Here is a 13,720-nt window from a genome sequence, read left to right on the forward strand (position 1 = left end):
TACCGGCCGTGCCGTCACGCCTCGCCGTCCTGTCGGGCGTGCGGAGCGTGGGGCGCCGCTTGCGGACGCACGAGGGAGGCGGGCCGGACCATCCCCGCGCCGAACCGCGCGGCCACCGCGTCGACGGTCGTCTCGGTCTCGCGCCACGGCGCGTCGTCGTCCCACAGCGCGTTGCTCTCGCCTGCGGGCGCGAGGTTCTCGCCCCGCACACCGATCAGCCGGATCCGGTGTCCGGGCCGGTGCAGGGCGTCGTAGAGGTCGACGGCCTCGCGGTGGATGCGGCGCGCGACGTCCGTGGGCTCGGGCAGCGTGCGCGACCGTGAGAGCGTCGTGAAGTCCGTGTACCGCACTTTCAGCGCGATCGTCCGCGCGCGCAGGCCCGCCGCCCGCAGGCGAGCGGCCACCCGGTCGGCGAGGCGCAGGAGCTCCCGGGCGAGCTCGTCGCGGTCGGTGACGTCGGTCGGGAAGGTGACCTCGTGGCCCACGGACTTCTCGACCGAGCCGCTCTCGACCACCCGCGGGTCGCGCCCCCACGCGAGCTCGTGCAGGCGGTTGCCCATCGCGGGCCCGACGGCGGACACGAGCGACGCGACCGGGGTCGTCGCGAGGTCCCCGACGGTGCGGATGCCACGCCGCTCGAGCACCTCGGCTGTCTTGCCGCCCACACCCCAGAGCGCGGACACCGGCTGCGGGTGCAGGAACGCGACGGTGTCGGCCTCCGGGACCACGAGGATCCCGTCCGGTTTCGCGCGGCTCGACGCGAGCTTCGCCACGAACTTGGTGGCGGCGGCGCCGACGGAGCAGCGCAGGCCGGTCTCGCGGTGGACCTCGGCGCGGATGGCGGTGCCGACCTGCCACGGGGTGCCGTGCAGGCGGAGCGCCCCCCGGACGTCGAGGAATGCCTCGTCGATCCCGAGGCGTTCGACCCGCGGCGTGTAGCGATCGAGGATCTCCATGACGCGTCGCGAGTTCGTCCGGTACTTCTCGAAGTGCGGCTCGACGACGATCGCCTGGGGGCAGCGGCGGCGGGCGATCGCCATCGGCATCGCGGAGTTCACCCCGAACCGACGCGCTTCGTACGTGGCGGCCGTGACGACCGAGCGCTCGGCGTCGTGCCCGACGATGACCGGCTTGCCGACGAGGTCGGGACGGTCCAGCAACTCGACCGAGGCGAAGAAGGCGTCCATGTCGACGTGCAGGACCGACGCGGTCGTGTCGTCGGTCGGGGCCTCCGTGACGAGGCGGGTGCTGCCGTCCTGCTTGCTCACGCCACGTCCTTCCGCGATCGACATCGGCCGAACGCGCGACCATGGTGGCATGCGCCGCCGACAAACTCCGGAGCGCTCAGCGCTCAGCGCTCAGCGGTCAGCGCTCAGCGCTCAGCGCTCAGCGCTCAGCGCTCAGCGCTCAGCGGTCGGTGGCGAGCAGGTGTCGTTCGACGAGCGCCGCGGCTCGGCGTGCTCGGGCGCTCGTGCTCGTGGCTCCGGAGGCGACGCCGGCGACCGGGAGTCCGCTCCGCTCGGCCAGGACCGCGAGCGCGTCGTCGACGCGTCCGAGCGCCAGGACCCGGTCGTGGACCCACTCGTGCGCGGGTCCGGGTGGTGTCGCCGCGACGGCGGCGTCGAGCGCGTCGCTCGCACGCACCCACGCGTCGTCGCCGCGTCGGATCTCCCCGCGCTGACGACCGCTGCCCACGGCGCCGGAGAGCGCGTCGATCGAGGTGGCGAGCACCCCCGCGGCGTGCGCGAGGGCCTCGACGACCGGGACGGGTGGTCGCGCGATCGGAGCGGGCCTCCCGGCGAGTTCGCGCGCGAACACGGCGACCGACTGCAGCGCCGCCCGTGTGCGCGCGTCGGTGCGGGCCGCACCGCCGGACGGGAACCGCACCATGGGCTTCATGACCGCGTCGAGCTGGTAGGTCGCGGCGTCGACGGCGCGTGACCGGCGCCGCAGGTCGAAGGCATCCGGATCCGAGGGGTCGGCGTCGCGCGGACCGTCCCCACCGACATCGACGAGACCCGCGGACAGGACGAACGAGCGCACGGCCGCGAGCTGGCGTCGCACGGCGCTCCGGACCATCCTGCCCGACGCCACCGGGAGGACGACCACGCTCACGAGGACGGCGACCGCGGCGCCGAGCAGGTTCTCGGCGAGCCGGAACGGGATCAGCGTGTCCGTGAAACTGCCGCCGTACGCGTACACCTGGCAGAGCACGACCACGAGCGCTGTGACCCAGATCGCGTAGACGCCGCCGAAGCCGTAGGTGCCGACCGCGAGGGCGAACACCGCGATGCCGGCGGTCCACCACGGGTGGTGCGTGCCGAGCAGGTGCACGAGCACGATCCCGAGCGCGCCGCCGAGCACCGTCCCGACCCCGCGGTGGAGTGCCTTCCGCACCCGCTCGTGCGTCGAGTTCGTGCCGGCGAGGACGATCATGACGCCGATCACGCCCCAGTAGAACCGGCTGCCGTCGAGCAGGAGCGCGAGCGGCTCCACGACCGCGACCGCGACCGCCGCCTGGATGCCGGTGCGGAGGGACGCCGAGACGTGCCACCGCCGCCAGGGACCGGTCATGCCGTCGGCGAGTGCGTCGTCGAGGACGGGGACCGCGCCGGACGGACGTCCGCCGACCAGGACGACCGGTGTCCGGAACGGGACCGCGTCGCCCTCACGCGGCAGCGCGGCGCGCAGTGTCCCCCAAGCGCGGGCAGCGGCGGCGAGGTCGGCGAGCTGCAGGGCGGCGCGGTGCACGACGTGCGCCAGCGCCGACCCGTCCGCCCGGGCGGACGGCGTGACCCCGAACCGGGCGAGCATCCCTTCAGCCGCCGTCGCCCCCTGCGCGCCGCCGCCGACGACGACCGTGCGGATCGCCTCCGCGACCGCGGCTCGGACGTCGTCGGGCGCCCCGCTCCCGGCGAGCGTCTCGGCGGTCCGGCCGAGTCCGTCGACGGCGAGGTGGGTGTCGAACAGCAGCCGGTGCAGCGTCTCGGCGGTCGCGCCCGTCGGTCCCGCACCCGGAGCGGCGAGCATGCCGTCGGCGGTGAGCGCGACCTCCTGGAACCGGTCGAGCCGTCGGCGCAGGCGACGGGCGGCCCGGACCCGCTCCCGGGACGCGTCGGGTCCGACCGCGAGCAGGTCGACGGCGGCACGGAGGACGGCGGTCGCCCAGGCGAGCAGGGCACGCCGGGTCCACAGCAGGGACCGGAACGGCATGGGCCGCAGGAACACACCGCGGATCACGACGGTCACCGCGAGGGAACCGGCACCGATGAGTGCCAGACCGGCCACGCTCGCCGCTGGCAACGGGGTCAGGAGCCCGCAGAGGTACCCGGAGAACACCACCGCGGCGGCGTCGGTCGCCCACGGTCCCCAGCCCATCGCGGCGAACTGCACGAACAACAGCACCACGATCAGCGCGAGCTCGAGCACGTGGAACCGATCGAGCGCGACGCTCGCGAACAAGGCGACGACGAACGGCACGACCACCGCACCCGTCCGCGCGGCGATGCGCCCGGCACTGACGTCGTTGATGATGAGGCAGCTGATGAAGGCGGGCATCGCCCCGATGAGCACGCCGAGGACGCCGGGCAGGCCGGCCGCGGAGGCGAGGGCGAGACCGACCGCCATCCCGGCGGGCACGCACAGCAGGGTCCGCAGCGCGCTCTGGGTCCGGACGAGGCCGACGTCGAGCATGAGGACGCGGTCGACGACCCGCCGTCGGCGACCGGGACGCGCGATCCGCTCGGGTGCGAGCCGGGAGGCCCGGGATCGGTCGGTCGCGCTCGTCACCCGGTGCCGCCTCCTGTCGTGGTCCCCCACCAATGGTACCGGAGCGGAACGACCTTCAGTGCGGCGCCGGGACCGGCCCGAGCAGGGCCGCCGCGATCGTCCGGGCGGCGGAGTCCCGGGAGGACGGGTGGTACTGCCCCGCGCGGACGTCCCGCGCCAGCCGCGCGAGTTCCGCCCCGGCCCGGTACGCGCCCCCGCCGACGACGCGCATGGCCTCGTCGACGACGTGAGCCGCGGTGTCGACGGAGCGCGCCTTCGTGCCGACGAGCAGCGGGAACCACCGGGGTCCGTGGTCGACGAGGTCGTCGACGTCCCGCGTCAACGCATCGATCTGCAGGACCACCGCGTCCACCGCGCCCTGCGCATCGGCCAACGCCCGACGGACGTCCGGATCGGACGACCGGGGCGTGCCGTCGAGCGCGGTCCGTCGCCCGACGCCCTCGACGGCGAGGGCCAACGCCCGCTCGGCGATGCCGGCGTAGACCGCGGCGACGAGCAGTTCGAACGCCGCGAAGATCCCGAAGACCAACGGGTCGGCGGAGGGCCCGACGGGCAGCACGCGGACGATCCGGTCGGCGGGCACGTGGACGCCGTCGAGCTCGGTGGCGTCGCTCCGCGTGGCCCGCATGCCGAGCGTGTCCCAGTCCCCGAGCGCACGGTGCCCGGGCTGCTCCCGCTCGACGAACCCGTGCACGAGCACCGGGGCGGCCGGGTCGCTGTCGTCCCGGCCGAACACGCTGAGCAGGTCCCACGCCGGCGCGAGCGACACCGTCGACTTCCGACCGGTGAACCGCCATCCCCCGGCACCGTCGGACTCGGCACGCGTCGTCGAGTCGAACAGGACCGCGTCGTTCCCCGCCTCGCTGACGCCGAAGGCGAGCAGCCGGTCGGCGGCCGCCGCGTCCGTCACGATCTGGAGGAACGACTCGCCCCTGGCGCCCACGGCGCGGGCGGCCTGCACCCACACCTGGTGCATGCCGAGCCCGAGCGCGGTGGCGGGTGCCGCCGCGGCGAGCCGTCGTTGGATCCGCGCGGTCTCCCGGAGACCCAGCCCCGCGCCTCCCGAGCCGACCGGCACGCCCACGCGCAGGTACCCCGCGTCGCGGAGCTCGGCCAGGTCCTCCGTGCAGAACCGGCCGTCACGGTCGTACCCGGGAGCGCGGGCGGCGATGCGGGCGAGCAGGGCGTCGTCGAGCTCCCAGCCCGGACTGGACGCGGTGGTGTCGGTCACGAGGACGAGACTATTTTGTGGTCGTGACAGATCGGCATCCGTGGTCCAGGTACGTCGCCATCGGTGACTCGTTCACCGAGGGCATCGGGGATCCTGACCCGAGCGTCCCCGGTGGCCATCGAGGGTGGGCGGATCGCGTCGCCGAGGTGCTCGCGAACCAGACCATCGACTTCGCGTACGCGAACACGGCGATCCGCGGGCGGCTCCTGCAGCAGATCATCGACGAACAGGCCGAACACGCGTTGGCGTTGCGGCCCGACCTGATCACGGTCTCGGCGGGCGGCAACGACATCATCCGTCCCGGCAGCGACCCGGACGAGGTCGCCGAGCGCTTCGACGGGCTCATCGCCACCCTGCGGCGGGACGGCGCGACCGTCGTCCTGTTCACCGGGCCCGACGTCGGGACCACGCCGGTGCTCGGACTCGTCCGCGGCAAGGCGGCGATCTACAACGAGCACCTGCACGCGATCGCGCTCAAGCACGGCGCACTCGTGGCCGACATGTGGGCGCTCCGCGTCCTCCGGGACCCGCGCATGTGGGCGCCCGACCGCCTCCACCACTCCCCCGTCGGGCACGCCACCGTCGCCGCGGCCGTGCTCGACACCCTCGGGGTCGAACACGAGCTGGCGCCGTGGCAGCCGGAGCCCCTGGCGGCTCGGCCGTGGCGCGAGGCGCGGGTCGAGGACCTCGGGTGGGCGCGGGAGTACCTCGTGCCGTGGGTCGTCCGGCGGATCCGGCACACGTCCTCGGGCGACGGAGTCGAGCCGAAGCGGCCCGAACTCCAGACGGTGCTCGAGCACCGCTCCGACACGCCCTGACGGCCTCACGCCCCCTGGAACGGGTTCGTCCAGCGCCACCACAGGTCGGGCTCCGTGATCGACGCGTCGAGCTCGAGCGGGACCGTGACGGGGGCGTGGTGGTCGATCGTGAACCGCACGGTGCCCACCCGCTCGCCGCGACGGCCGAAGGTCACCTGCTCGAGGCGAGTGCGTGCCGTCACCGTCGTCCGCCCCCAGACGAGCACCGACCGCGCCGAGGCGGCGACCGCGTCCGTCCGGGGCCGCCAGGGGGTGGCGTAGTGGCCGAACGTCTGCCCGCGGTTCGTCAGGGTCACGACGTGGAAGTTGTCCGCGACCGAGTCGAGCAGCCGCCGCACGTCGACGTCGAGCGAGTCGTGGTCCCTCCCGCCGAGCATCGCTCCCACGACCGTGACGGTGTGTCCGCCGCGCTGGTACGTCGCGGCGAACAGCAAGCACGCACCGGCCTGGTCGAGCGTCCCGGTCTTGATGCCCTCGACACCGTCCATCCCGAGCAGCTTGTTCGAGTTCTCGATCGGACCGACCGTGGGGATGGTCGTGCGCTGCGTGCCGACGATCTGCTTCACCACGGGATTCGCGATCGCCAGCTCGCCGAGGTGCACGAGGTCCGACGCGGTCGCGGTGTTGTGCGGGTCGAGTCCCGTCGGCTCCTCGATGGTCGTGTGGTCCAGGTCGTGCGCCGACAACCAGGCGTGGACTGCCGTGCGGTACGCGTCCATCGACCCGAACGACCACAGGGCCAGCGCCCCGGCGTAGTTGTTCGCGGACTTCATGAGCATGACCTCGAACGCCTGCCGCTCGCTCAACCGGAGACCGACCGGCATGGCCGCGACCTCGCCGTCCAGGGCGAGGTACTGGTCGTACAGGGCGTGCTGCGCGGCCGTGAACGTGATCGTCGGCCCGTCGTCCGAGGTCGTCAGTGGGTGCGCTTGCAGCACCACGAGGGCCGTCACCACCTTGCTGATGCTCGCGATCGAGCGTTGACCGGTGTCGCCGCTCGTCTGCAGGCTCCCGGCGAAGCCCGGGGCCTCGACCGCGGTCGCGCCGTAGCCCGGGAACGACAGCGCCGGCAGCGTCGCCGTGGGTGCGGCGTACGTCGCGCGCGAGACGGTCGCCGGCGCGAAGGGCACGACGGCCGCCGCGACCAGGTACGCGACCGCGACGAGCACCACGGCGACCACGGAGATCAGGACGGGACGCCGGACCGCGGAGCGGGGCCGGTGGACGACACGTGACACGGCACAGCAGCCTAGGGGTGGGCGGCGATGGATCAGCTGCGCGCCGCGCGCTGGGCGTGTGCGACCGCCCACAGGCCCACGGCGCTCGCCGCCGCCACGTTGAGCGAGTCGACCCCGTGCGCCATCGGGATCCGCACCACGGTGTCGGCGGTGGCCACGGCACGCGCGCTCAGGCCGTCACCCTCGGTGCCCATGACGAGTGCGACGCGCTCGGGCACGTCCTGGACGAACGCGTCGAGTGGGACGGAGTCGTCCGTCAGGGCCATCGCGGCCAGGTGGAACCCCGCGGCCCGGAGCGCCGGCCCGGCGTCCGCCCACTCGCCGATCCGTGTCCACGGGACCTGGAGGACCGTCCCCATGCTCACGCGCACGCTGCGGCGGTAGAGGGGGTCGGCACAGCGCGGCGAGACGAGGACGGCGTCCGCCCCGAGTCCGGCCACCGACCGGAATACCGCACCGACGTTCGTGTGGTCGACGATGTCCTCGAGCACGACGACGAGACGCGCGTCCCGGACGACGTCCGCCAGTGCGGGCTCGGCGGGTCGCTGCATCGCCGCGAGCGCACCGCGGTGCATGCGGAACCCGGTGAGCTCCTCGAGCAGGGCGTCGGGACCGACGAACACCGGACCGTCGTGCTCGGCCAGCATCGGCAGGACCTCGGGCAGCCACTTCTCCTGCACGAGCACGCTCCGAGGCACGTGCCCAGCGGCGAGGGCACGCTCGATCACGGTGTTCGACTCGGCGATGTACAGCCCACCCTCCGGCTCCCGCACGCGTCGGAGCGCGACGTCGGTCAGGCGGGCGTAGTCGTCGAGTCGCGGGTCGTCGAGGGCGTCGATGCGCACCGTCTGCACGGGATGGTCCTCCGGGAAGCGATCGGGGTCGTGGGCTGTTGAGGGTACCGTGGAGCCGATGGAGCGGGTGGAGGCGGGCGACCTCGAGCGAGGCGCACCCGAGCAGGGTGACGACCTCGACCGCGTCGTCGAGACGCTGCGGGGCAAGCGCATCGCCGTGCTCTCGGGGGCCGGGATCAGCACGGACTCCGGGATCCCCGACTACCGGGGTGCGGGCCGCGTGGCGCGCACGCCGATGACGTTCCAGGAGTTCTCCGCCGACCCGGCGAGGCGCCGGCGGTACTGGGCCGGGAGCCACCTCGGTTGGCGCACGTTCTCGTCCGCCCGGCCGAACGACGGGCACCGGGCGCTCGCCGACCTCGAGGCGGCCGGTGTCGTGAGCGGGATCGTCACGCAGAACGTCGACGGTCTCCATCTCCGGGCCGGGTCGCGCCGCGTGGTCGAGCTCCACGGGTCCATGGACCGCGTGGTGTGCCTGCGCTGCGGGCAGGCGTTCGCACGGTCGGATCTCGCAGCGGTGATCGACCGGGAGAACGCCTGGATCGACGAACCCGGCACGGTGACGCTCGCGCCGGACGGCGACGTCGACATCACGGGCGCCGACCGGTTCCGTGTCCCCGCGTGCTCGGTGTGCGGCGGCGTGCTCAAGCCCGACGTCGTGTTCTTCGGCGAGTTCGTGCCGGTCGAGAAGTTCCACGAGGCCGTCTCGATCGTCGCCGGCGCGGACGCGCTCCTCGTGGTCGGGTCGTCCCTCGTCGTCAACTCGGGCGTCCGGCTGGTCGACCACGCCGTTCGTCGCCGCAAGCCCGTCGTCATCGTGAACCGGGGTGCCACGCGCAGTGACCGTCGGGCGGTGGCTAGGCTCGACGCAGGCACCACCGAGACATTGACGGCGCTGCGCCACCGACTCCTGCACTGACCGCGTCGCCGACGCCACCACGGACGGCGCGTCGCCGCGGAAGGGACGAACGGTGACGACCCTCCTGTACCTCGTGCGGCACGGCGAGACCGACTGGAACAAGCAGCGCCGCATCCAGGGGTCGACCGACATCCCACTGAACGAGACCGGACGCCGACAGGCAGCCGCCGCCGGTGCGTTGCTCGTCCGTCGCCGGTTCGACGCCGTGCTCGCGTCCCCGCTGTCCCGGGCGTTCGAGACGGGCGCGATCATCGCCTCCCGGCTCGGACTGCCCACTCCGTCGACGGACGACGGTCTCGTCGAGCGGTCGTACGGCGAGGCCGAGGGCCTGACGGACGTCGAGATCCGCGAACGGTTCCCGGACGGCTCGGTGCCCGGCCGCGAGTCGCGCTCGGCGTTGCTCGCCCGCGTGCTCGAGTCGCTCGGCGAGATCGCGATCCGGTTCGACGCCGGCGCGGTCGTCGTCGCGACGCACGGAGCGGTGATCCGTGCCGTGGTGAACGAGCTCGCCCCGGGTACCGCCGACTCCTTCACGACGCCGATCCGCAACGGGTCGATCCACTCGTTCCGTTGGGACCCCGAGCGCTTCCGCGGGGAACTCGTCCGGTTCGACGACCCGATCGAGGACCAGTCCGAGGCCCCCGGGCGGTACGAGTTCGCGTACCAGAACCCGCTCGAGGCCGAGGGCGACTGACGGCCGCCGGGCTGGCGCTCCCACCTCGGTCCGGCGGTCCTCCACATCCGCCGAACGGGGCGTCGGTCAGGCGCGGCGGTCGGCGACGGCGCGCTCGACGGACGCGACAACGCGCTCGGCGGACGTGGTCCAGTCGAAGCGGCGGACCCGCTCGAGGGAGGCCCGGTGCAGGTCGTCCCAGCGCGCCTCGACCCGTCGCACCGCGGCCGCGACCGCGGCGGGCGAGGCCGGGTCGAAGTACTCGGCGGCCGCGCCGCCGATCTCGCGGAAGATCGGGATGTCGCTCACGGCGACGGGCGTGCCCACGCCCATCGACTCGACGAGCGGGATCCCGAAGCCCTCGTCGTGCGAGGCGCTGACGAGTGCCGTCGCGGTCCGGAGCACCGCGCGGTACTCCTCGTCCGACGCTCCGTCGTGGAACACGAGCGAACCCGCGGGGGCGAGCCGCTCGAGCCGCTCCCGGTCCGCAGCTCGCACGCGCGACATGCAGTGCAGCCGCCAGTCGGCCTCCCCGGGCCCGCGGAGCAGCGGGATCGCGGAGGCGAGGGTCTCGACGTTCTTGTAGGGCATGAACGTGCCCATGTAGACGAGGTCCCGCGTCCGCAGGCCGTCCGCCGCGCGCGGCGCCACCGGGTCCGCGGCGTTGTACGCGACCGTCACGGGCCGACGCGTCAGCCGGTGGTCCCGGATGAGTCCGGCGGTCGTCTCGCTCACCGTGACGATGCCGTCGGCACCATCGAGCAGCATCCGCTGCGGCCACCACGCGAGGTGGAACGCACGCCACCCCAGCCGCAGCGGCCACGAGAACTCACGGGGCGGTGTGCGGTTGCGGTAGTAGATGAGGTCGTGCAGCGTCAGCACGAGCGCGTAGTGGCGTCCGCGGGATCCCATGGTCTGCATCGGCGAGAACACGGCGTCGAGCCCCAGCCGGTTCACCTGCCGCGCGACCAGGGGCTCCGCGGCGCTCGTCGGTGGACTGATGCGCTCCCAGGGCATCCCGTCCGGCAGCGAGTCCCGCTGTCCGTCCTCGCTCACCAGGAGCACGTAGTCGTGCCGGTCCGGCAGATGTGCCGCGACACCGGTCGTGAACCGGCTGATGCCGTCATGGCGCCCCACCCGGACGTAGCGGCAGTCGATGCCGATGCGGAGACGGCTCATCGGCGCATCCCGCCGCGGTCCGGTTCGGGCGTCGCCAGGGAGGCACGGATCGCGTCCGCCGCGGCGGCCGGCGTCTCGTAGTGCACGAGGTGGCCGACGCCGGGGATCACGACGAGGGTCGCGTCGGGCAGCCGGTCCGCCAGCGCTTCCTGTTCCGGCACCGCGGTGATGTCGTCACGTTCGGCGGCGATGAGGAGCACCGGTACGTCGATGCGGTCCGCGTACGCGGCGACGTCGTGCGTCACCGACGTCCGGAACGCGTCGAGGACGACGTGGCGGTCGGCGAACGCCGAAAAGTACCGGTCGTGCTGGTCGTGCACCCATCGGCGCAACCGCGGTTCGCGGGACTTGAGCATCGCGACGCTCATCGCCCGGACGATCCCCCGGTTCCGGAGGAGGGCGAGCCCGAGCGCCCGGGGCAGGACCGCACCCAGCCGGTAGTAGGCGATCGCGATCGCGGTACCCACGGCGCGCGGGCCCTGCAGTGCGGGAGCGGCGATCGGGTTGACCAGGACCAGGCGCCGGGTGTCGAGCCCGTCGGCGACCGCGGCTGCGGTGACGATGCTCCCGAAGGAATGCCCGAGCACGACGGCCCGTCGGTCGAGCCCGAGGGCGCGGTGGAACGCTCGGAGCCACCGCACGAAGCCGTCCATGTCGGACCGCGGGAGCGCGTCGGACACCCCGAAGCCCGGGAGGTCCGGCACGATCGTGCGGACCTCGGGCAGGTGCGCGGCGAGCGACTCGAGCCCGTGGTGGTCGCCACGGAAGCCGTGCACGGCGAGCATGGTGGTGTCCGCGTCCTCGGGGCCGTACACCCAGTAGTGCGTCGCGCGACCGTCGACGAGGACCGACCGGTGCACCACGGGCAGCCCGGCCATGAGCCGCTGGTACGGGGAGACGATCGGGGCACGCATCCCGCCGAGTCTACGGGCCGGACCCGTCGCGCCGGACGGGTGCCGCGCCTCCCGGTCGGCGGGCCGTGCGGTCGTCCGTTCCCTCCGGACACGGATACCCGGGGCGACATAGAGTGGGCCGACGGGCGCCATGTCGGCCCCGACGCCCGACGGATCCACGAGGAGCACGGTGACGTTCACTGCCCCCATCCAGCTGCCCGGACTGACCCTGGACCCGCTCTGGTACAAGCGGTCGGTGTTCTACGAGTGCATGATCCGCTCGTTCGTCGACTCGAACGGGGACGGCACCGGCGATCTGTCCGGGCTCATCAGCCGCCTGGACTACCTGCAGTGGCTCGGCGTCGACGCGCTGTGGCTGCCGCCGTTCTTCCAGTCGCCGATGCGCGACGGCGGCTACGACATCTCCGACTACAAGGCGATCCTGCCGGAGTTCGGCACCCTGGACGAGTTCCGCGACCTCGTGACGAAGGCGCACGAACGGAACATGCGCATCGTCATCGACATGGTGATCAACCACACCTCCGACGCGCACGAGTGGTTCCAGCAGTCCCGCGAGGACCCGGACGGGCCCTACGGCGACTTCTACGTCTGGAGCGACAGCCCGGACAAGTACGAGAACATCCGCATCATCTTCGTCGACACCGAGGAGTCGAACTGGACGTTCGACCCGATCCGACGGCAGTTCTTCTTCCACCGGTTCTTCTCGCACCAGCCGGACCTCAACTTCGAGAACCCCGCCGTGGTCGAGGCCGTCTACGACGTCGTCCGGCACTGGCTCGACATGGGCGTGGACGGGCTGCGGCTCGACGCGATCCCGTACCTCTTCGAGTCCGAGGAGGGCAACGGCGAGGGCGAGCCCGCGACGCACGAGTTCGTCAAGGGCCTCCGCGCGATGGTCGACGAGGAGTACCCCGGGCGCGTCCTCATCGCCGAGGCGAACCAGTGGCCGCGCGAGACGGCGGCGTTCTTCGGCACCGACGACGAGCCCGAGTGCCACATGGCCTTCGACTTCCCGGTGATGCCCCGCATCTACTACTCGCTCCGCGCGCAGCACGCGACGGAGCTCCAGCGGATCCTCTCGGAGACCACCGAGGTCCCGGAGAGCGCGGCGTGGGGTGTGTTCCTGCGGAACCACGACGAGTTGACGCTCGAGATGGTGAGCGAGGAGTACCGCCAGGCGATGTACGGCTGGTACGCGTACGACCCGCGGATGCGGTCGAACATCGGCATCCGTCGACGCCTCGCGCCGCTCCTCGACAACTCCCGGGCGGAGCTCGAGCTCGTGCACGCGCTGCTGTTCTCGCTCCCCGGCTCGCCGTTCCTGTACTACGGCGACGAGATCGGCATGGGCGACAACATCTGGTTGCCCGACCGCGACTCGTCCCGCACCCCCATGCAGTGGACGCCGGACCGCAACGCCGGGTTCTCGACGGCCGACCCCGGCAAGCTGTACCTGCCGGTCGTGCAGTCCCTCGTCTACAACTACAACCTCGTCAACGTCGAGTCGCAGCTGGCGCAGTCCCGCTCCCTGCTGCACTGGATCCGCAACGTCATCCACGTGCGGAAGGCGCACCCGGTGTTCGGGCTCGGCACGCTCACCGTGCTCGAGAGCGACAACGACTCGGTGCTCACGTTCATGCGGTCGTACGAGGGCACGGGCACCCAGTTCGGTGACTCCGCCGAGGACGTCCTCTGCGTCTTCTCGTTCGCGCACAACCCCACCGCGGTCACGATCACGGCGCCCGAGCACGCCGGTCTGCCCCTGTACGACCTCTTCGGCGGCGGGTCGTTCCCGTCGTTCGACGAGGACGGCAAGGTGACAATCACCCTCGGGACGCAGGCGTTCTACTGGCTGCACGTGGGACGGCCGCGGGACTGACGGTCCGTAGGGGTCTCGGGATCGGCACCGCGTCACGTCGCCCGGCCGGCCGCGTCACGTCGCCCGGACGGCCGCGTCACGTCGCCCGGACGGCCGCGTCACGTCGCCCGGACGGCCGCGTCGGGTCGCCCGGCCCGGCCGCGTCGGGTCGCCCGGCCGCATCGGGTCGCCCGGCCCGGCCGCGTCGGGTCGCCCGGCCGCATCGGGTCGCCCGGCCGGCCGTGTC

General features: G+C 73.0%; 11 protein-coding genes. 4 read left to right on the forward strand and 7 right to left on the reverse strand.

The genetic code is table 11. From position 1 onward, the window contains the following. Nucleotides 1-14: 14 nt before the first annotated feature. From dinB to DEI88_RS08535, 3 genes are all read right to left on the reverse strand, one after another. Nucleotides 15-1,268 carry a DNA polymerase IV gene (gene dinB, locus DEI88_RS08525; protein WP_111025611.1) on the reverse strand — a complete coding sequence of 418 codons (1,254 nt, stop codon included), beginning with the start codon at nt 1,266-1,268 and terminating at the stop codon, nt 15-17. A 139-nt stretch (nt 1,269-1,407) separates the two neighbouring features. Next, a complete protein-coding gene (locus DEI88_RS08530; protein WP_111071542.1) occupies nt 1,408-3,789 on the reverse strand; it encodes an FUSC family protein in 2,382 nt (793 codons plus the stop codon). Between the two features lie 55 nt (nt 3,790-3,844). Next, nucleotides 3,845-5,020: an acyl-CoA dehydrogenase family protein gene (locus DEI88_RS08535; RefSeq protein ID WP_111071541.1), complete on the reverse strand. Its 1,176-nt coding sequence runs from the start codon at nt 5,018-5,020 to the stop codon at nt 3,845-3,847. Between the two features lie 23 nt (nt 5,021-5,043). On the opposite strand from DEI88_RS08535, the gene DEI88_RS08540 reads away from it, so the two are divergent. After that, entirely contained in the window at nt 5,044-5,838 is a 795-nt protein-coding gene (locus DEI88_RS08540; protein ID WP_111071589.1) for an SGNH/GDSL hydrolase family protein, read from the forward strand. Nucleotides 5,839-5,843: 5 nt separating this feature from the next. Here DEI88_RS08540 and DEI88_RS08545 read toward each other — a convergent pair whose 3' ends face one another. Together DEI88_RS08545 and DEI88_RS08550 are read right to left on the reverse strand one after the other, a co-directional pair. Then, nucleotides 5,844-7,076 carry a D-alanyl-D-alanine carboxypeptidase family protein gene (locus DEI88_RS08545; RefSeq protein WP_181441178.1) on the reverse strand — a complete coding sequence of 411 codons (1,233 nt, stop codon included), beginning with the start codon at nt 7,074-7,076 and terminating at the stop codon, nt 5,844-5,846. A 32-nt stretch (nt 7,077-7,108) separates the two neighbouring features. Beyond that, on the reverse strand, nt 7,109-7,930 hold the full coding sequence (locus DEI88_RS08550) for a TrmH family RNA methyltransferase (protein ID WP_111013294.1): 822 nt from the start codon (nt 7,928-7,930) through the stop codon (nt 7,109-7,111). A gap of 58 nt (nt 7,931-7,988) precedes the next feature. Between DEI88_RS08550 and DEI88_RS08555 the strand changes: the two genes are divergently transcribed. Both DEI88_RS08555 and DEI88_RS08560 read left to right on the forward strand, forming a co-directional pair. Continuing rightward, the gene (locus DEI88_RS08555; RefSeq protein ID WP_111071539.1) at nt 7,989-8,849 is read left to right on the forward strand and encodes a Sir2 family NAD-dependent protein deacetylase; all 861 of its coding nucleotides are present in this window, start codon (nt 7,989-7,991) and stop codon (nt 8,847-8,849) included. Between the two features lie 52 nt (nt 8,850-8,901). Continuing rightward, complete coding sequence (locus DEI88_RS08560; RefSeq protein ID WP_111009082.1) at nt 8,902-9,543, forward strand: histidine phosphatase family protein; 642 nt, start codon at nt 8,902-8,904, stop codon at nt 9,541-9,543. A gap of 66 nt (nt 9,544-9,609) precedes the next feature. Here DEI88_RS08560 and DEI88_RS08565 read toward each other — a convergent pair whose 3' ends face one another. Beyond that, nucleotides 9,610-10,701, reverse strand: coding sequence for a glycosyltransferase family 4 protein (locus tag DEI88_RS08565; protein ID WP_111071538.1), 1,092 nt, complete (start codon nt 10,699-10,701; stop codon nt 9,610-9,612). After that, the gene (locus DEI88_RS08570) at nt 10,698-11,615 is read right to left on the reverse strand and encodes an alpha/beta fold hydrolase (RefSeq protein WP_111009344.1); all 918 of its coding nucleotides are present in this window, start codon (nt 11,613-11,615) and stop codon (nt 10,698-10,700) included. The genes DEI88_RS08565 and DEI88_RS08570 overlap by 4 nt, the downstream gene beginning before the upstream one ends. Nucleotides 11,616-11,745: 130 nt before the next feature. Here DEI88_RS08570 and treS point away from each other — a divergent pair, with 130 nt between their 5' ends. Beyond that, nucleotides 11,746-13,494 (forward strand): maltose alpha-D-glucosyltransferase, encoded by a 1,749-nt coding sequence (gene treS, locus DEI88_RS08575; protein ID WP_181435100.1) that lies wholly within the window; start codon nt 11,746-11,748, stop codon nt 13,492-13,494. The last annotated feature ends 226 nt before the right edge of the window (nt 13,495-13,720 follow it).

The organism is Curtobacterium sp. MCBD17_003 (assembly GCF_003234885.2).
GTDB lineage: Bacteria > Actinomycetota > Actinomycetes > Actinomycetales > Microbacteriaceae > Curtobacterium.

Excerpts from the sequence above, each read along its gene's own strand:
- DEI88_RS08555 (WP_111071539.1), top strand. The coding sequence starts at position 7,989 with ATGGAGCGGGTGGAGGCGGGCGACCTCGAGCGAGGCGCACCCGAGCAG.
- DEI88_RS08565 (WP_111071538.1), bottom strand. The coding sequence starts at position 10,701 with ATGAGCCGTCTCCGCATCGGCATCGACTGCCGCTACGTCCGGGTGGGG.
- DEI88_RS08570 (WP_111009344.1), bottom strand. The coding sequence starts at position 11,615 with ATGCGTGCCCCGATCGTCTCCCCGTACCAGCGGCTCATGGCCGGGCTG.
- treS (WP_181435100.1), top strand. The coding sequence starts at position 11,746 with ATGTCGGCCCCGACGCCCGACGGATCCACGAGGAGCACGGTGACGTTC.